The organism is Gemmiger sp. An50, assembly GCF_002161595.1.
In the GTDB taxonomy this organism is placed as follows: Bacteria; Bacillota; Clostridia; order Oscillospirales; family Ruminococcaceae; genus Allofournierella.
The window spans coordinates 56,594-74,371 of sequence record NZ_NFID01000004.1 but is presented as its reverse complement, the minus strand read 5'-3'; the positions used below and the strand labels follow the sequence as shown (position 1 = coordinate 74,371).

General features: G+C 61.3%; 17 protein-coding genes. 14 read left to right on the top strand and 3 right to left on the bottom strand.

Going from position 1 to position 17,778, the window contains the following annotated elements:
* Positions 1–13 precede the first annotated feature (13 nt).
* The 4 genes from B5G03_RS05515 (at position 14) to B5G03_RS05500 (ending at position 5,039) form a co-directional block, all read left to right on the top strand.
* Positions 14–970 carry a hypothetical protein gene (locus B5G03_RS05515; RefSeq protein WP_087180761.1) on the top strand — a complete coding sequence of 319 codons (957 nt, stop codon included), beginning with the start codon at positions 14–16 and terminating at the stop codon, positions 968–970.
* A 63-nt stretch (positions 971–1,033) separates the two neighbouring features.
* A complete protein-coding gene (locus B5G03_RS05510; protein ID WP_087180760.1) occupies positions 1,034–2,359 on the top strand; it encodes a surface carbohydrate biosynthesis protein in 1,326 nt (441 codons plus the stop codon).
* A gap of 6 nt (positions 2,360–2,365) precedes the next feature.
* Positions 2,366–3,598 (top strand): lipopolysaccharide biosynthesis protein, encoded by a 1,233-nt coding sequence (locus B5G03_RS05505; RefSeq protein ID WP_087180759.1) that lies wholly within the window; start codon positions 2,366–2,368, stop codon positions 3,596–3,598.
* Between the two features lie 178 nt (positions 3,599–3,776).
* Positions 3,777–5,039, top strand: a complete 1,263-nt coding sequence (locus tag B5G03_RS05500; RefSeq protein ID WP_087180758.1) for a hypothetical protein — start codon at positions 3,777–3,779, stop codon at positions 5,037–5,039.
* A gap of 64 nt (positions 5,040–5,103) precedes the next feature.
* Here B5G03_RS05500 and B5G03_RS05495 read toward each other — a convergent pair whose 3' ends face one another.
* Complete coding sequence (locus B5G03_RS05495) at positions 5,104–5,748, bottom strand: DUF1648 domain-containing protein (RefSeq protein ID WP_162613347.1); 645 nt, start codon at positions 5,746–5,748, stop codon at positions 5,104–5,106.
* A 335-nt stretch (positions 5,749–6,083) separates the two neighbouring features.
* Between B5G03_RS05495 and B5G03_RS05490 the strand changes: the two genes are divergently transcribed.
* The 4 genes from B5G03_RS05490 to B5G03_RS05475 all read left to right on the top strand — a co-directional run bounded on the left by B5G03_RS05490 (position 6,084) and on the right by B5G03_RS05475 (position 10,039).
* Positions 6,084–7,205: an N-acetyl sugar amidotransferase gene (locus B5G03_RS05490; protein ID WP_087180756.1), complete on the top strand. Its 1,122-nt coding sequence runs from the start codon at positions 6,084–6,086 to the stop codon at positions 7,203–7,205.
* 476 nt (positions 7,206–7,681) lie between these two features.
* Entirely contained in the window at positions 7,682–8,419 is a 738-nt protein-coding gene (locus tag B5G03_RS05485; RefSeq protein WP_087180755.1) for a methionine ABC transporter ATP-binding protein, read from the top strand.
* A gap of 4 nt (positions 8,420–8,423) precedes the next feature.
* On the top strand, positions 8,424–9,092 hold the full coding sequence (locus tag B5G03_RS05480) for a methionine ABC transporter permease (protein ID WP_087180754.1): 669 nt from the start codon (positions 8,424–8,426) through the stop codon (positions 9,090–9,092).
* A 113-nt stretch (positions 9,093–9,205) separates the two neighbouring features.
* Positions 9,206–10,039, top strand: coding sequence for a MetQ/NlpA family ABC transporter substrate-binding protein (locus tag B5G03_RS05475; RefSeq protein ID WP_087180753.1), 834 nt, complete (start codon positions 9,206–9,208; stop codon positions 10,037–10,039).
* 81 nt (positions 10,040–10,120) lie between these two features.
* On the opposite strand, the gene B5G03_RS05470 is transcribed toward B5G03_RS05475, so the two are convergent.
* Positions 10,121–11,500 (bottom strand): MATE family efflux transporter, encoded by a 1,380-nt coding sequence (locus tag B5G03_RS05470; RefSeq protein WP_087180752.1) that lies wholly within the window; start codon positions 11,498–11,500, stop codon positions 10,121–10,123.
* A gap of 231 nt (positions 11,501–11,731) precedes the next feature.
* Between B5G03_RS05470 and B5G03_RS05465 the strand changes: the two genes are divergently transcribed.
* From B5G03_RS05465 to B5G03_RS05445, 5 genes are all read left to right on the top strand, one after another.
* Positions 11,732–12,385, top strand: a complete 654-nt coding sequence (locus B5G03_RS05465; protein ID WP_087180751.1) for a response regulator transcription factor — start codon at positions 11,732–11,734, stop codon at positions 12,383–12,385.
* Positions 12,386–12,398: 13 nt separating this feature from the next.
* Positions 12,399–13,814, top strand: a complete 1,416-nt coding sequence (locus tag B5G03_RS05460; protein WP_162613346.1) for a sensor histidine kinase — start codon at positions 12,399–12,401, stop codon at positions 13,812–13,814.
* A gap of 113 nt (positions 13,815–13,927) precedes the next feature.
* Complete coding sequence (locus B5G03_RS05455; RefSeq protein ID WP_087180749.1) at positions 13,928–14,752, top strand: hypothetical protein; 825 nt, start codon at positions 13,928–13,930, stop codon at positions 14,750–14,752.
* Positions 14,749–15,522 carry a hypothetical protein gene (locus tag B5G03_RS05450; RefSeq protein WP_087180748.1) on the top strand — a complete coding sequence of 258 codons (774 nt, stop codon included), beginning with the start codon at positions 14,749–14,751 and terminating at the stop codon, positions 15,520–15,522. Before B5G03_RS05455 ends, B5G03_RS05450 begins: the two co-directional genes overlap by 4 nt.
* A 13-nt stretch (positions 15,523–15,535) precedes the next feature.
* Positions 15,536–16,312 (top strand): hypothetical protein, encoded by a 777-nt coding sequence (locus tag B5G03_RS05445; RefSeq protein WP_087180747.1) that lies wholly within the window; start codon positions 15,536–15,538, stop codon positions 16,310–16,312.
* Positions 16,313–16,393: 81 nt separating this feature from the next.
* Here the strand turns inward: B5G03_RS05445 and B5G03_RS05440 are convergent, their stop codons facing one another.
* Entirely contained in the window at positions 16,394–16,945 is a 552-nt protein-coding gene (locus tag B5G03_RS05440; protein ID WP_087180746.1) for a hypothetical protein, read from the bottom strand.
* 233 nt (positions 16,946–17,178) lie between these two features.
* Between B5G03_RS05440 and B5G03_RS05435 the strand changes: the two genes are divergently transcribed.
* On the top strand, positions 17,179–17,763 hold the full coding sequence (locus B5G03_RS05435) for a GNAT family N-acetyltransferase (protein ID WP_087180745.1): 585 nt from the start codon (positions 17,179–17,181) through the stop codon (positions 17,761–17,763).
* Positions 17,764–17,778 lie beyond the last annotated feature (15 nt).

The window sequence follows — 17,778 nt, the reverse complement described above, 5'->3', positions numbered from 1 at the left end:
AGCCCACGGCCCCATGAAACATATTTTACGCAACCTTGCGCTGCTGCTGGTTCCGGTGCTGGCGTATTTCTGCCTGTTTGCGGCCTTTGAGCCCAACAACTATTTCGGCCTGCACCCGAACACCGACAGCGACGCCCCCATCAGCCGGCTGAAGGATTTCAAACGCCAGCCCGGCAATTCCATCATCATCGGCGATTCCCGCTTTGCCCACTTCGACATGGATCTGGTGGAACAAACCAGCGGCCGCCCCTGGCAGAATCTGGCCTTCGGCGGCGCGTCGCTGCGGGAGGGCATCGACCTTTTAAACTGGGCGCTGGATAACAATCCCAACCTGGAGGAAGTGATCTTCGGCTTTTCCTTCTACACCATCAACCAGGGCTACGACACCGACCGGATGAGCAACCTGGAAAAGACCCTGAACAACCCCTTCGCCTACTTCTTTAATCTGGAATACAACGTGAACATGCTCACCAACCTGCAAAACCAGATCACCGGCCGGGTGGACGCCCCCGAGACCGGCGACTGGGTCTACCCGCAGGACTACACCGCCGCTGACGGCACGGTGTATGAGGTTCACACCCTGCTGGCCGAGTACCCCGCCGCCCTGATCACCAAATGCGAGAACTGGGCGCTGAACACCAGCCAGCTGGACCGGCTGTACGAGGCCGCCGCCCGCTGCGCCGAGCGGGGCGTGAAGCTGACCGTGGTGCTGGCCCCCATGGCGGATATCGTGAAAACCGAGGTATGCGACGTGTACGGCGAAGGCGGTACCATCACCGAGCAGATGGAAACCACCGTGCTGCCTCAGCTGGCGGAACAGTCCGCCGAACTGGGCTTCTCGGTGCTGGACTACGAATGGACCGACCGGCCGGACCTTGACGACGACACCCAATTCTACGACGGCTTCCACCTGGACGAGCGCTACGGCCTGCCCCAGTGGACCGAGCAGCTGTTCACCGATCTGGGCTAACAGCAGCACCCCGCCAGTCCGGCGGATGCTGCCCCAAAAGCCCCCAAAAAAGGAGAGAAAAAAGTGAGTCTTGATTTTCTGATCCTCTACGAGCATACGGTGCGGGAATACGAAAGCGACCTTCTTTTAAAGCTGGAGCTGGAACGGCGGGGCTATACCGCCGAGATCCGCCAGCTGCTGGACCGCAAAAAGCTGAAATACTTCACCTGGAAAAAGCCCAAGGTGCTGGTGTCCAGCTGCATGTACGACGACGAAGCCATCAACAGCCACGTTTACAACAACGTGGGCAGGCTGAACAAGATCGTGAACCTGCACTGGGAGCAGATGCTCAGCGACACCCAGGAGGAGGGCGACTGGTTCAACTTTAACGGCAACGCCAAAAAGTGCGTGCAGACCTGCTGGGGCCGCCGCACCGCGGACCGGCTGATCGCCCACGGCATGGAGGAGAAAAACTGCCCGGTGACCGGCGCGGTGATGATGGACTTCGTGCGGCCGGAATTTTCCGGCTATTTCAAAAACAAGAAAGACCTGTGCGCCGAGTTCGGGCTGGACGCCTCCAAGGAGCTGCACCTTTACATTTCCAGCTTCGGCTATGCCAGCATGACCGAGCAGGAGGTCAAAGAGCTGAGCGAGATGGCGGGCACCGACTTCACCGGCTTTGCCGCCACCAACCGGGTGAGCATGGCCGAGACCCTGCGCTGGTTCGACGAGTATCTGCGCCAGCACCCGGAAGTGGAGCTGGTCTACCGCCGCCACCCCAGCGAATGGAACAGCCCCCAGCTGGCCGAGCTGGCCAAAAAGCGGCCCAACTTCCATGTGATCTTTGCCTACGGCGTGAAGGACTGGATCATGGCGGCGGACTCCATCTCCATCTGGATGAGCACCGCCATTGCTGAGGTGTACATGGCGGGCAAGAGCTGCCACATCCTGCGCCCAGCTCCCATCGAGCACGAGTATGACCCGGTGATCTATGCCGGAGCCCATTACGTGACCAGCTACGAGGAATTTCTCGCCGCCATGGCGGACAAGAACCCGCCCTTCCCCATTGCCAGAGAGGTGATCGAGGGCTATTTCGACCCCAGCGAGACCCCCGCCTACATCCGCATGGCGGACCTGCTGGAGACCGTGTACAAGGAGCCGCCCCGGGACGAGCCCATGGGCGAAGGCTTTACGCCTCATTTCAACCTGCTCAAATTCTTCGCGCTGTGGGGCGTGCACATCCTGTTCGCCCTGCGTCTGCCACCCAAAAAGGTGTTCTTCTTCCACAAGGGTCTGGCGGATTTTGCACAGCGCATCTACGGTTATGTGGAAAAAGCCTATGTGCCCAAGGCGCAGATCAAGGCCATGGAGGACAAGATCCGTCCCTTTGTGATGAAAGGGGGCAACTGACCGGACATGGAACGCCAGATGCGCCGCAACGTGCTGTTCAATACCGCGGGCAGCCTTTTGTTCTACATCTGCCAGGCAGCCATCACCCTGCTGGTCACCGCCCTGGCCGGAGCCGAGGCCAACGGCCTGCTGGCCACCGGCATGACCATCGCCAACGTCTGTCTGTCCGCCGCCAGCTATGGTATGCGCACCTTCCAGGTGTCGGACCTGTCGGGCAAATACACCGACCGCAGCTACCTGTTCAGCCGCTACATCACCCTGACGGCGGCGGGGCTGGGCTGCCTTGTGTTCTCGTTTATCAACAGCTATTCCGCCGAGCAGCGGTGGGTGATCTTCCTCTACACCGGCTACCGGCTGATCGAGAGCTGGTCCGATGTGTGGCACGGCTACCTGCAAAAGGCCGAGCGAATCGACATCGTGGGCATCAGCTTCGGGGTGCGCGGCATCGTGACCGCCCTGAGCGTGACCCTGGGTCTTCTGCTCACCAAAGACCTGGTGCTCACCCTGGCCATTCTGTTCGTGCTGAATGCCGCCTATGTGCTGGTGGTGGATATTCCCCTGGCCCGCCGCCGGGCGGATTTCAGACGCACCGGCGGCGCAGGCGTGAAGGCGCTGCTGCTGGAATGCCTGCCGCTGGCGGTGTACGCCTTTTTGAACACCACCATCGCCTCGGTGCCCCGCTACTACTGCGAGCGGATTCTGGGCAGCGTGAAGCTGGGTTATTTCAATAACGTTTTCCTGCCGGTGATGATCTTACAGGTGGCGGTGATCTACCTGTTCGTGCCCTTCATCACCACCTTCGCCCACCTGTGGACCGACCGGAACGGCAAGGGCTTTTACAAGGGACTGCGCCTGCTGGGCGCGGCCCTGGTGGCCCTGTGGATCGCCGGCACCATCGGCGTGGCTCTGCTGGGCCGCTGGGGGCTTTCGATTCTGTACCCCACCACCCCCGAGGTGCTGGACTATGCGCCCCTGCTGCAGCCGCTGGTGCTGGCCACCGTCTGCACAGTGGCGGCCACGGTACTGTGTCACCTGCTCACCATCGCCCGGGAGATGTGGGGCCTGATTCTGGGCAATCTGGCGGGCCTTGCCGCTGCCCTTCTGGCCAGCCAGCCTTTGCTGCGCGCTTTCGATGTGTACGGTGCGGCCTGGGCCACCATCCTGGGCATCGGCGTACAGGCCATCGCTCTGCTGGCCTTCCTGCTCGTTCGGTGCAAAAAGCAGTTCTCGGCCGGTTAACCTCATCGTTCAAAACCGCACAGCGCGGCGTTTTCTCCTGTTTGGGAGCGAAAATGCCGCGCTGTTTTTATTTGTCTCCAAATTTACACTTCCGTTACAGTTTGATACCGGATTTTGATGCCGCTTTCCTGTTACAGTAAAGCCACGGATTCAAACACCCCCAAAAGGAGGAAGCAATATGTTAAACCGTGGTTTTTGTTTTCTTTTGTGTGCGGCGCTGCTGGCAGCCCTTTCTGCCTGCGGCGCGCAGGAACCGGCAGAATCACCCGCCGCAAGCACCGGCGGCTCCGTGGCGGCCTCGGAACCATCCCGCCCTGCCCAGAGCAGCTCGCTGCGTGAGCTGAACATGGGCGCAGCCACCAGCAAGGGCTATTACTTCATTGACCCCATTCAGAATTCGGACGGCTCTGTTACCCTGATGTATCTGGATTTTGCAAAGGGCGTGGAGCTGCCCCTCTGCTCCTCCCCCGGCTGCCCGCACAATGGTCCGGAGTGCCCGGCCAATCTGCCCGCTTCCGGCGGTGGTTACGTTCCTCTTGCAGTGGGCGAGCAGCTGGTGCTGGTCTACACCGGCGCCCCCTCCTCCAGCCAGGATCTGGGCGAAGGCGCTTTGCCCCGCATTGAAACTATGGAGCCGGACGGCAGCGGACGAACCCCGATCCTCCGTTTTGAATCCGGGCAGGAGCTGTTCGACCCCTACATCACCGACGGCCAGAATCTTTACTGCAACCTGATGACCACCAAAGGTGGCCAGACCACAAAGGAGCTGGTATGCATTGATCTCACCAGCGGCGAAATGACCGCCCTTTGCACGCTGGACGATTCCGTGGGCGAGACCCTGTCCGGTGCCTGCGGCGAAGCCTTCATCCTGAGCAGCTACAACAAGCAGGGCCAGCGGGTCTTTCTGCGGATGGACGCCGCTTCCCTGCAAAAGGAGGAGCTGCTGACCATCTCCCCGGATATTTCCACCTACCGGCTGGAGAACGGGCAGCTGTATTACATTGCGCAAAATCAGCTGCACGCGCTGGATTGCGCCAGCCTGGACGACACTGTGGTCTGTGAACTGGACCCCCTCAGCGAAGCCCAGGATGCCCTGCTGGGCAGCAGCCGGGACGGCCATGTGCTGATGCTCCTGGACGATTACGAGACCGGCGAGACCAGCTATTTTGCCATCGACACGGCCACCGGTGAGCAGCCCCCCTTCACTCTGGCGTATTCCAGCGCCATGGGCAGCCAGCGGCCGGTTGTCATCCTGGCCAAGGTCCCCGGGCAGGAGGTCTACCTGGTGGAGACCGGCGAGACCATGGTGGACGTGCAGACCACCGGCAGCGACGGCACTGCCGTTACCGTTCAGATTCCTCGCCCCATGCACGCGCTGATCACGGTTTCCGATTACTGGAGCTCCAATTCGAATTACACCAAGATCCAATCTGATTTTTAACGCAGCAACGCCCCGTCCCTTAACCGGGACGGGGCGTTGTTCATTTCGTCTGCTTTTGTATGAATCAGCCGTTCTGCATCCGGCGGCCCATCCAGTGGGAATAGAGTCCCGGCACACCCATGAAGACCAGCCAGATCATTATCCTGCCGGTATTCTGCGGCAAAAGCCAGTTGCCCAGAATCACCGCCACACCGCACAGGCCCCAGATGCCTCCGGTGACCATGTGGATATGGTTCCAGTTCTCTTCACTGGCCATGGAAAACCGGTCCTGCACGCCCCAGCGGGAGCCGAAGGGCAGCTCGGCCACATGGGCCGCCACGATCAGCACTGCCAGCCCCATCAGGCTGAACAGAAGCACAAAAACCTGTATCCGGCCAGTGAGATTCGCCCCATAAATCACGCTGTACATGGCCACGCTCAGCAGCGGAATCAGCCATCCAAGGCCCTCCCGCAGCGCACCCATCAGCCGGGGTCCAAGCACCATGCTATGCACCGTGGCATACACCACCCAGTGCATCACCATGAGCACAATGGGAATGGCGATCACCGCCCAGGGCTTGCTCATCAGGCTGGTCACCTCGCCGGTTTCGCCGCTCCACTGCACCGCCATCTGCCCGGGCAGGCGGCCATAGGCCAAAAGCCCGGCCACCAGCGGCAGAGCGCAGGCCGCAAGGCCCGCCCAGAACGGAGTTTGTATCTGCTTTTTCATCCCACAGCACTTCCTTTCCTGCTCGGGCATCCCGGGACTGGCGCTGTATCACGAAAAGCACCGCCCATGGGATGCGGATATTTTTCTACTGTTATCATACCGCTTGCCGCCGGGGCCGGTCAAACCCGGCGGCGGGCGGTTTTGCGCCGTTTGCCCGGCCTTTTGGGCCCGGCGCTTTTGCGGGCGGGGCGGCGCGCGGTTTTGCAAAAAAATCATAAATTTCACACCGGCAACCCGGTGGGAATTTGTAATATGGGCCAGGGCATGCTATAATGAAGCGACGGCACAGGAATCTCCTGTGCGCAAGCCTTAACTTCAAGGGAGGGGACCGACCCATGAAATACTGTAAAAAATGCACCATGCCCGACACCCGGCCCGGCATCACCTTCGATGCCGAGGGCGTTTGCAGCGCCTGCCGCCACTACGAGAGCCGCTCGAAGGTGGACTGGGATGCCCGCTGGAAGGAATTTGAAGCCCTGTGCGACAAATACCGCGGCTGCAACGGCCCCGGCGGCTACGACTGCGCTGTTGCTGTGTCCGGCGGTAAGGACAGCCACTTCCAGGTGTACATCCTGAAAGAGGTCATGAAGATGAACCCCATCCTGTTCAGCGTGGAGGACAACTTCCCCATGACCGAGGCAGGCAAGCACAACCTGAAGAACATCAGCGAGGAGTTCGGCTGCACCATCATCAGCTGCAAGCCCAACATCAAGGCCCAGAAGACCCTGATGCGCGCCTTCTTCGAAAAGTACGGCAAGCCCACCTGGTACGTGGACCGGCTGATCTACACCTTCCCTCTGCACATGGCGCTGAAGTTCAACACTCCCCTGCTGTGCTACGGCGAGAACGTGAGCTTTGAGTACGGCGGCAACGCCGACGAGGAGACCTACTCCGCCCGCGGCCAGATCGAGAACGGCGTGGCCGTCGGTTTCCCCGAGGAGGAGCTGCTCAGCTACGGCGTTTCCGCCAACGACCTGGCTCTGACCAAGGCCCCCACCGCCGAGGAGCTGGCAAAGCTGGACCCCTTCTACATGAGCTACTTCCTGCCCTGGAACAGCTACAAGAACTATCAGCTGGCCAAGAGCCGCGGCTTCCACGACCTGACCCACGAGTGGGACCGCCGCCATCACGTGGAGAACTTCGACCAGATCGACTCCCGCGCCTATCTGGTGCACTCCTGGCTGAAGTACCCCAAGTTCGGCCACGCCGCCGCCACCGACTACACCGCCCGTTACATCCGCTACGGCCTGATGACCCGCGAGGAGGCCATCCCCCTGATCAAGGAGCGGGATGGCGCGCTGGACCCGCTGTGCGTGCGTGACTTCTGCGAATTCTGCGGCTACACCGAGAGCGAGTTCTGGGCCATTCTGGATAAGTTCTACAACACCGACATCTTCCACAAGGACGAGTACGGCCGCTGGGTGCTGAACCACCCCATCTGGGAAGAGAATAAATAATCACAATTTATGATTATCTGCCCCGCTTTTTGGCGAAAAAGCGGGGCATTTTTTGTTTTTCTGGTAATATCGCGCAAAAAAGTGCTTGACAAACCGTAAATTCGACGGTATCATAAACGCATACTATCATCCAAAAGCTAGGAAGAGAAGAGTAGGCTTTCGGCATCGACCCTTACTAGAGAGCCCCGACGGTGGAAACGGGCAGGGAACAGGAAGCTGAACATGGTCTCGGAGCTGCGTGTGCGAAGAGCAGGAGTTCTAAGTGCCCGCCGGGAACGCCCGTTAAAGCGTCAGGCTGTAATCAGTTCATTTCTGCCGCAGCCGGAAAGGCCGTTGTCCCCGCAAGGGGCCGGTGAATCAAGGTGGTACCACGAAGTCTGTTACAGGCTGTCGTCCTTGTTTTGTTGCAAGGACGGCAGCCTTTTTGTTTTGCCGTTTTACCGCCGGACCGAAAAAAGGAGAGAAAGAAAGCAATCATGTTTGAGATCAAACATCTGACCAAAATCTTCACGGGAAGCGCCAACAAGGTGGAAGCCCTGCGGGATGTTTCCACCACCATTCAGGATGGCGACATCTTCGGCATCATCGGCATGAGCGGCGCGGGCAAAAGCACCCTGCTGCGCTGCCTGTGCCTTTTGGAAAAGCCCACCGAGGGCCAGATTCTTTTGAACGGCAAGGACCTTGCCCACCTGAAGGGCAAGGAACTGCTGGAGGCCCGCCGCCAGATGGGTGTGGTGTTCCAGGGCTACAACCTGCTGATGCAGAAGACCGTGGCCGAGAACGTGGCCTTCCCCTTGAAGCTCACCGCCTACAAAAAGGACGAGGTGGAAAAGCGGGTGGCCGAGCTGCTGGAGCTGGTTGGCCTTGCGGATAAGGCGCAGAGCTATCCCAGCCAGCTTTCCGGCGGACAGAAACAGCGTGTGGCCCTGGCCCGGGCGCTGGCGTCCAACCCTCAGGTACTGCTGTGCGACGAGCCCACCAGCGCCCTGGACCCCCTCACCACCAAGAGCGTGCTGGAGCTGTTGCAGGCCATCAACAAAAAGCTGGGCGTGACGGTCATTATCATCACCCACGAGCTGGCGGTGGTCAAGGCCATCTGCAACCGGATGGTGGTCATCGACGGCGGCCGCTTTGTGGAGCAGGGCGACACGGCTCAGATTTTTGAACACCCGCAAAGCGACGTGGCCCGCCTTTTGCTGGGCAAGGAGGAATAAACCCATGGCAGAATTTTTCGCGGAGTACGGCAGCCTTTTGTGGGAGGGCACGCTGGAAACCCTTTACATGACCTTTGTTCCCACCCTGGTGGCCTATCTGATCGGCCTGCCCCTGGGCGTGCTGCTCACCACCACCAAGTCCGGCGGCATCATGGCCGCCCCCCGCTTCAACGCGGTGTTCGGCTGGTTCGTGAACCTGTTCCGCAGCATCCCCTTCATGATTCTGATTTTCTTCGTTCTCCCCTGCACCCGGCTGATCGCGGGAACCTCCATCGGCGCTACTGCCGCCAACGTTCCCCTGTCCATCGCGGCGGCGCCCTTCGTGGCCCGCATGGTGGAGCAGAGCCTGGAGGAGATCGACGCCGGCGTGGTGGAGGCCGCCCGCTGCATGGGCGCCACCAACTGGCAGATCATCACCCGGGTGCTGCTGGTGGAAAGCGTGCCCAGCCTGCTGCGGGGCCTGTCCATCACCATCATCACCATCTTCGGCTACACCGCTGTGACCGGCGCTGTGGGTGCGGGCGGCCTTGGCAACATTGCCTTCCGCTTCGGCTACCAGCGTTACCAGAGCGACGTGATGTACGCCACCATCGTTCTGGTGGTCATCCTGGTGTGCATCATCCAGAGCGTGTGCAACCTGCTGGCCCGCAAGGCCGACAAACGCAACCGCTGATCCCCTTCTGAAAAAACAGCGCCCCGCTTCGGGCGGCGCGCGAGCCTTGAGCCGGGTGCTGTTTTCGTTTTATAACACTTATTTCAACCCATCAACATAGAGGAGTGTGTATCATGAAAAAACTGATTTCTCTGGCTCTGTGCGCCGTGCTGGCCCTGAGCCTGGCCGCCTGCGGCGGCAAGTCCGGCGGCTACAAGATCGGCATCCCGGCAGACGCCACCAACGGCGGCCGCGCGTTGCAGCTGCTGCAGGAGCAGGGCATCCTGACCCTGACCGAGGGCGTTGGCCTGGAGGCCACCGAGCGGGACATTGCCGAAAACCCCTACAATGTGGAGATCGTTCCCATGGAGGCCGCGGCCCTGCCCAGCAGCCTGCCCGATCTGGACTTCGCCGTGATCAACGGCAACTACGCCTCCGGCGCTGGCATCGGCGACACCGTTCTGGTGAGCGAGGACGCCGAGAGCGTAGCCGCCCAGACCTACGGCAACGTGCTGGCCGTGAAGGAAGGCCGGGAGAATGAGCCCGCCATCCAGGCGCTGGCCGCCGTGCTGGTGAGCCAGGACGTGCAGGATTGGATCGCTGAAAACTACAACGGCGTGGTGATGCCCATGGGCGCAACCGACGCCGCCATCCCCGAGATTGCCGAGCCCGTCACCCTGAAGGTGGGCGCTTCCCCCAGCCCCCACGCCGAGATCCTGGAGTACGCCGCTCCCATTCTGGCCGAGCACAACGTGACCCTGGAGATCGTGGAATTCGACGACTACGTGATGCCCAACACCGCCGTGGAGGACGGCAGCCTGGATGCCAACTACTTCCAGCACCAGCCCTACCTGGATGACTTTAACGCCGAGCAGGGCACCCACATCGTGAGCGTGGTCACCCCCCACTACGAGCCCATGGGGATCTACCCGGGCAAGACCGCCGATCTGAGCGTGTTCTCGAAGTAAATCTCCCCCATCCCCCCAAATGCAAGCAAGCAAAAAAGAGGAAGCCCGCATGGGCTTCCTCTTTTTTATTTGCTCTTGGAATCAGGCCTCAGCGGAGACCGCGGGCTGGCGGTCCTCCTTGGGCAGCCATTTGCCGCACTTGTAATAGATCACAAAGCAGATGCTGGTGATGACCCAGCTGATGGGATAGCTGACCAGCACGGTGGTGATCTCCTTGCGGAAGGGAGTCACCAGGAACACCCACAAAATACGCAAACCGCACACGCCGCTGCCGGTAAGGATCATGGGGATCAGCGCCTGACCGCAGCCACGGATCGCGCCGGACAGAATCTCGATGCACACGAAGGTCACGTAATAGGGCATCATATGGCGGACCATCACAGTGCCGATCTCCAGCACGGCCTGGTCCTGGGTGAACATGCGCAGGAAAATTCCCGAGCAGCTGACCATCAATACGCTCATGGCCACCGCGGTGCCCGCGCACATAGCCAGACACACGTTTACGCTCTTGCGCACCCGGCTGTACAGCCCCGCGCCGTAGTTCTGGCCCGCGAAGGTGGTGATGGCGATGCCGTAAGCGCCGCTGACCATCCAGAAGAAGCCGTCCACCTTGGAAAAGCTGGTCCATGCGGCCACCGTGTCGGTGCCGAAGGAGTTGATGCAGCTTTGCAAAATCACGTTGGAAATGGCGTACATGTTGCCCTGGATGCCCGCCGGGATGCCCACCTGCAGCACCCGGCTCAGGCTGGCCTTATCGAAGCCCAGCTGGCTTTTCTCCAGCCGGTAGATGGCCGAGGTGCCCGCCAGCGAGATGTACACCAGCACGGCGCTCACCCACTGGGAGATCATGGTGGCAAGGCCTGCGCCCAGTGCGCCCATGCCCATCACTGCCACGAACAGGATGTCCAGCACGATGTTTACCAGACAGGCCGCGATCAAGAAGTACAGCGGGCGCTTGGTGTCGCCCACCGCGCGCAGAATGCCCGCGCCCACGTTGTAGAAGAAGGAGGGGATCATGCCCAGGCAGTAGGCGATCAGATACTGCACCGCGTATTCCATCACATCGTCCGGGGTGCCCATGGCCAGCAGAGCGGGCCGGGCTGCCAGCACGCCCACCACCGTGAACACCAAACCGCCCAGCAGCGACATGGCTGCCGAGGTGTGCACGGTCTTGCGCACCCGTTCCGGGTCCCGTGCACCCACGCCCTGGGCCACGACCACAGTGGTACCGGCCGCCACGCCGGTGAACAGGTTGACCACAATGTTCACCAGGTTGCTGGTGCCGCCGCCCACCGCGGCCAACGCCTGCTTGCCCACGAACTGGCCCACAATGATGGCGTCGAAGGTATTGTAAAGCTGCTGGAAAAAGGTACCGAACAGGATGGGGAAAAAGAACACCAGGATCTGCTTCCAGATCACGCCCTGGGTGATCTGGTTTTCCGCGCTGACGGAACGCGACATATCACAAAAACCTCTTTTCTAAAATTCACTCCCGGGGGCATCGGCCCTCATAAAAACTCTTGAAAACCAGAACAGTATAGCACGATTGCACCGCCGTGTCGACCATCGTTATTTGTTTGGCGCAAATTCGGTAATTTGACCAAAGCCATGACAAGTTCGCAACAAGTTCTTTATAATATAAAGGCAGAATATCCACGCTCTCAGCCGTGCGCAGAAAGGAAGACCCGCTCCATGGCACACATTCTCATCGCCGAAGACGAAACCGCCATCAACAATCTGATCCGCTCTATTTTAAAGCTGGTGGGCCACAGCTGCGCCCAGGCCTTCACCGGCCCCGAGGCGCTGGAGCTGGCCCAAAGCCAGGCCTTTGATCTGGTGCTGCTGGACGTGATGCTCCCCGGGCTGGACGGCTTTGCCGTGAAGGCCAAGCTGCCCGCCGGGCTGCCGGTGATCTTCGTGACCGCCAAGACCAGTCTGTCGGACAAGCTGCAGGGGCTGGGCCTTGGCGCGGAGGACTACATCGTGAAGCCCTTCGAGGTGCTGGAGCTGCTGGCCCGGGTGGAGATCGTGCTGCGGCGGGGCGGCAAATCCGCCCGCACCTTCACGCTGGACGAGCTGCGGGTGGACCTGGACGCCCACCGGGTCTTTCTGCGGGAGGAAGAAGTTCCCCTCACACCCCAGGAATACAGCCTGCTGGAGGTGCTCATCACCAACCGGAATCTGGCCCTCAGCCGGGAAAAGCTGCTGAACCTGGCCTGGGGCTACGACTATGAGGGCGAGAGCCGCACGGTGGACGCCCACATCCAGCGGCTGCGCAAAAAGCTGGAGCTGGAAAACCGCATCCAGACCGTTTACAAGCTGGGCTACCGGCTCAGCACCCGCTGAAAGGGGCTTTTTCATGAAAAAGATCACCCTGAAATACTGGCAGAAAACCTATCTGGCCACGTTGGCGCTGTTTCTCTGCTGCCTTGCGGGCAGCATCGGGGCGGTGTTCAGCCTGGGCCAGCGGCAAAATTTTTCCTCCACCGTAAACGAGGCCCTGGCCCAGCAGCAATACCTGATGCAGAGCCTTGTGCAGGACGCCCAGGCCGTGGCGGCCTCCCGCCCGGCGGCGCTGCCCAATCTGTATGAATACTACGCCACTCAGTACGCGGGCGGCGGCATCCCGCTGGAAGTGGCGGAAAACGGCACTGTGGCCTATTCCACCCTACCCGCCGTGGAGGGCGAACGCACCCGGCCGGAGGTTCCCGAGGGCCAGCGGGTCTATCTGGTGCTGCCCACTGAGGAGGGGCGGCAGCTGTTCGTCTCCTCCCGGCTGTCCACCGTTTCGCCGGATACCATCGTCACCTGCGCCTTCCCCATGGAGGGGTTTTATCAGGAGTGGGCCCGCATCCGGCTGCTGTTTCTCATCATCGGCGGAGTGGTGAGCGGCGTGTTTGCCATCGCTTTGTATCTGGTGCTTGCCCGGATGTACCGGCCGCTTGCCCAGGTGACCGGCACCGCCCGGGCCATTGCGGCGGGCGACCTTGCCGCCCGTGCGCCGGATAAGCGGCAGGACGAGGTAGGTGAGCTGGGCCGGGCCATGAACCAGATGGCGGGCCAGGTGCAGCACAAGATCGACGAGCTGGAGACCGCCGCCAGCCAGAAGCAGCAGCTGATCGACAACCTGGCCCACGAGATGCGCACCCCGCTCACCGCCATCGGCGGCTGGGCCGAAACCATGCAGCGGGCCCAGATGGATCCGGAAGAGCTGATGGAGGCCACCGATACCATCCTGTTCGAGAGCCGCCGGGTGCTGGCGCTGAGCCAACAGCTTTTGAAGCTGAGCGTGCTGCGCAGCGAGCCGCTGGAGCTGGTTCCGGTGGATGCAGCCCAGCTGCTGCACCGGGTGGCGCGGACCATCGGCCCCAAGGCCCGGGCCCGCCAGGTGGACTTTGCGGTGCCGCCCCCCGACGGACCGGTGGAGCTTTCGGCCGACGAGGTTCTGCTGGAAAGCCTGCTGGTGAACCTGTGCGACAATGGGGTGAAGGCCTGCGCCGCCGGGGGCCGGGTGCGGCTGCTGGCTCACCGTGCGCCGGGCCGGGTGCTGTTCGTGGTGACCGACGACGGCCGGGGCATGGACCGGGAGACGCTGGCCCATCTGGGCGAACCCTTCTACCGGGCGGACAAGGCCCGCAGCCGGGCCGAGGGCGGGGCCGGGCTGGGTCTTTCGCTCTGCTTCGCCATCGCCCGCCGCCACGGCGCACAGCTGGAATTCGAGAGCCAGCCGGGCCGGGGCACCCGGGCCACGGTGACTTTTACAACTTTGCAATAAGTTTTTACCGCTCCGCAACACTCCGCGCTCTTTGCGGCAACAGGCGAGAAGTAGACTAAAGCCAGAAAATACGCCGGGGCCTTCTCCCCGGCCCTGCCAAGGAGGATATTAGAATGAACCGCCGTACCCTTGCATTCAGCCTGGCGGCCACTTTGGCCCTGACCGGCTTTTCCGCCTGCTCCGCCCCCGGCAAAACCCCGGTGGCAGTCAACGACCCGGTGAGCGCCGCCGCCAACACCACTGCCGACCCGGTGGACCAGCTGGTGAATCATTATGATTACAGCTATCAGGATGTTACCCAGGAACTCTTCGAGCTGAGTCCCAGCACAGACCCCATCGACCAATTTTTGCCCGCTCCCCGGGAGGAAAATTTTCTCAGCGAACAGGAGCTTACAAACCTTGCCGCCGCAATTTTTGAAAAGGATACCGGGCTTGATTTCTCTCAGCAGCAGTTTGAGCTGGTCTTTCACCGGCAGACCTGGTTCGATGTGACCAACGACCTGGTGGATGTGACGGCATATCTGCCCGGCTGTGATGAAACGCAGGAGCCGAAAACCCTGACGGACTACGCCAATGGCAACCCGACCCTGACCGTCAGCGCCCAGCTGGACGCAACGACCGGCCGGCTGCTTTCCTACTCCGGCTCGTTTACTCCGCAGCAGCCGGTGACCGACGATACCCGTGAAACCGTTTATCTGGAACGGGCAAAGGCGCTGTGTGCCGCTGCGGGACTTGGCGAGCTGAGCGACTGCCAATATTCCGCCGCTGACTCTTTCACCCAGTCCCTCTGGGCCACGCTGGACAACGGCGACCGGGTGGTGTTCCATCTGGATCAGCCCGTGCTGACGTTTGAGAACGCCACCGCAATGGGTGGCCAGGGCCGCGTGGATGCGCTGCTGAAGAATGAAATCGTGGATGATGGAGGGATGATGCAATGAAATTTTACCAATATCTGACCGCCGCTCTCTGCGCCGTGCTGCTCTTCACCGCCTGCTCCGCCCCCGGCAAAACTCCGGTGGCGGTGAGCGATCCGGTGAGCTCTGCTGCCGCCACCGGGCAGATCGTGGAGGATTATGACTTCCGTTTTATCGACCGCACTGCGGAAAAAATCGAGGAATACAAAACCTACGACCCCGCCGAGGGGCAGCCTGTCCCTACTCTGCCCCGGCCGGAATTTCTGCCCACCCAGGACATTGCCAAAAAGGCAGGTGAGCTGTGCCAGTCTGCCCTGGGGATGGACCTTTCCTCCCAGCTGATTGCGCTGTGTTACATGGAGGACCCGAACCTTTCCCGGACCCAGTCTGTGGTGGAGGCCAGCGTGCCCATTCCCAGCAATCAGGAAAACCCGCTCTTTCAACGTGCCGCATCGGTATTCCTGCAAATGGATTCGGTGACAGGCGATCTGTTTAGCTATTTCCTTTCCCCGGCAGATGGCTGCACCGACCCGGAGCAGCCTCAAAAGGACTCCTGGCCTCAGCTGGCCCAGGACTTTTGCACCGCCGCGGGCCTGGGCCAGATCCAAAGCACCGAGTTTACGGATGAGGGCAGCGCCCATCAGGACTGGCTCTGGGCGGTTCTGGAAAACGGCGACACCGCCCTGTTCCAGTTTTCCACCGGCAACACCCTCACCTACTTTGAGAATGTGACTGCCACCGGTGGGCAGGCGCGGGTGGACGCCCTGCACGAAAAAGATGCCATCGACCGCTGAGGAGGGATTCATCATGAAACGCCGTTCTGTTTTTACCACTGCCCTCTGCGCCGTGCTGCTCCTTTCCGCCTGCTCCGCCCCCGGCCAGACCCCGGTGGCGGTGAGCGACCCGGTGAGTGTCTCTTCCAGCTCCGCGCCGGACCCGGTAAGCGCCGCGCTGGACGCCTGCGACTACGCCTACCACGATTACACCGAGGAATTTGTGGCTGAACATCCCGACCCGGTCCAGCTCAACAACGGGCTGGAGGGTATGCCGGATTACTACAAAATCTATATTCAGCCGGACGATGCCTGTATGGACGTGCAGCAGGCGGTAAACACCGCCGCCCGCTGGATGGAAACCGCCAGCGGCATCCCGCTGGGGGAATACCAGTTCACTACCTATGCCTTCCGCCGCACCGACTACCAGAACGGCGAGCGCACCATCTGGAGCGTGGACTGCTGGCAGGCCCCGGACGGCACCGACGAGGGCAGCTTCCATTTCATCGCCCTGCTGGACGCCATCAACGGCCAGCTGCTCTCGCTGAGGGTGGCTCCGCCCATGAACAGCGGGCTCCATTCCTCCGATTCCTCCGGCTCACTGGAGCAGTTTCAGGCGATTGTGCCCGACCTTTTTGATGAGATGGGCCTGCCTGTGGTGGAATCCGTGCAGCCTGCCGAAGAGTCCTCCAACAACCTTGCCCCGGTACTGATCTCCACCGCTTCCGGCAATTACCGGGCCGACTACGGGGTTTCGGAGGAAACCGCCCAGCTCACCTTCCTTGCGCTGGACGGCGCATTCCTGATCTGAGCTGCCCACATGAAAAACGCAGCCCGCCATGGCTTTGCACCATGGCGGGCTGCTTTTATTTCTGTTTGATTCTGTAACCGGTCAGGCGGCCATCGCCCGGCGGCCCACACGGCCCGCCCAGGCCAGCGGCCCCTGATACACCACCCGCAGCGGCTCCAGATAGGCAAAATCCTCCGGGCGCACCAGGCTGGGATGGTCCGGCAGCTCCAGCGCCCCGGCATCCTGCAAAGTCTGCGCCACAAACTGGCTGCACACGAATTTGTTCCGCCGCTGGTGGGCGATACCCAGCCAGGCCAGCGCCAGACCCAGCACGTCGTAGCCGTAATCCAATTGGCGGCGCTCCATCTTTTCCAGCCGGCGGGCGATGCGGCCGTAGGCCTTCTGGCTCACCGGCAGCTCCAGCACCAGGCTGTCCGCCGTGCCGCTGCGGCCGTAGACTCCGTCGTACAGATTCTCCCGGATGAATCCGGCGGGCAAAGGCGCGATCTCGTAGCGGCGGGCAAAGCTGTACATCTGCTCCAGGTCCCGGTCCAGCGCCAGGCTCACGTGGGTATAGCGGTTGCCGGTCAGGCCGTGCATGGCCCGGGCAAACAGGGTATCGGTGCGGGATAACAATAAGTAAACATTCGGCATGATTCTGACTCCTTTCGCCGCGGCCCTCTGCGGGCGGTACTTTCCCTTCCCCGGGCGGGCGGTATGCATGGTCCCGGTACTTCCTATCGACTCAGTAGGTTTCCCTTTGCTCATACAACGAGCCTGAATCTGCCGGTTCTTCATCTTTTTTCAAAAAAATTGACACACTGCCCGCTTGCACCTATAATAAAAGCACTTTCCCCGGCAAAAGGGGCTATGAGGAGGGGATTTCCATGCGCCATCTGGGCACACCGATCTTGGAGACCGAGCGGCTGATTCTGCGGCCATTTACCGCCGCCGACGCAATTCCCATGTTTGAAAACTGGGCCAGCGACCCGGAGGTGACCCGCTTTTTGCGCTGGGACCCTCACAAGGACTGGCTGGAGAGCGCCCAGCTGCTGGCCGCCTGGGAGGCCCTTTACCAAAATCCGGACTACTACCAGTGGGCCGTCTGCCTGCGTGGGTCGGATGCACCCTTCGGCAGCATCAGCGTGATGGAGGGCGAGGAACAGGACCCCGCCTGCTGGCATGCTCCCGGCCTGGACCATTCCGCCGGTGTGTGGGAGGCGGGCTACTGCTATGGCCGCGCCTTCTGGGGCAAGGGCTACGCCACCGAGGCCCTGTGCGCCGTGCGGGATTTCTGGTTCAAGGAGGTGGGCGGGTCCTGGCTGGCCTGCTGCCATGCTACCGAAAACCCCGCCAGCGGCCGGGTGATGGAAAAGGCCGGATGGATCTGGGACCACGACAGCCTCTACACCAAATTTGACGGCACCCCGGTGGCCTGCCGGTGCTATGTGAACCGAAACACGAATCTTTGATGCGATAAAAGGAGC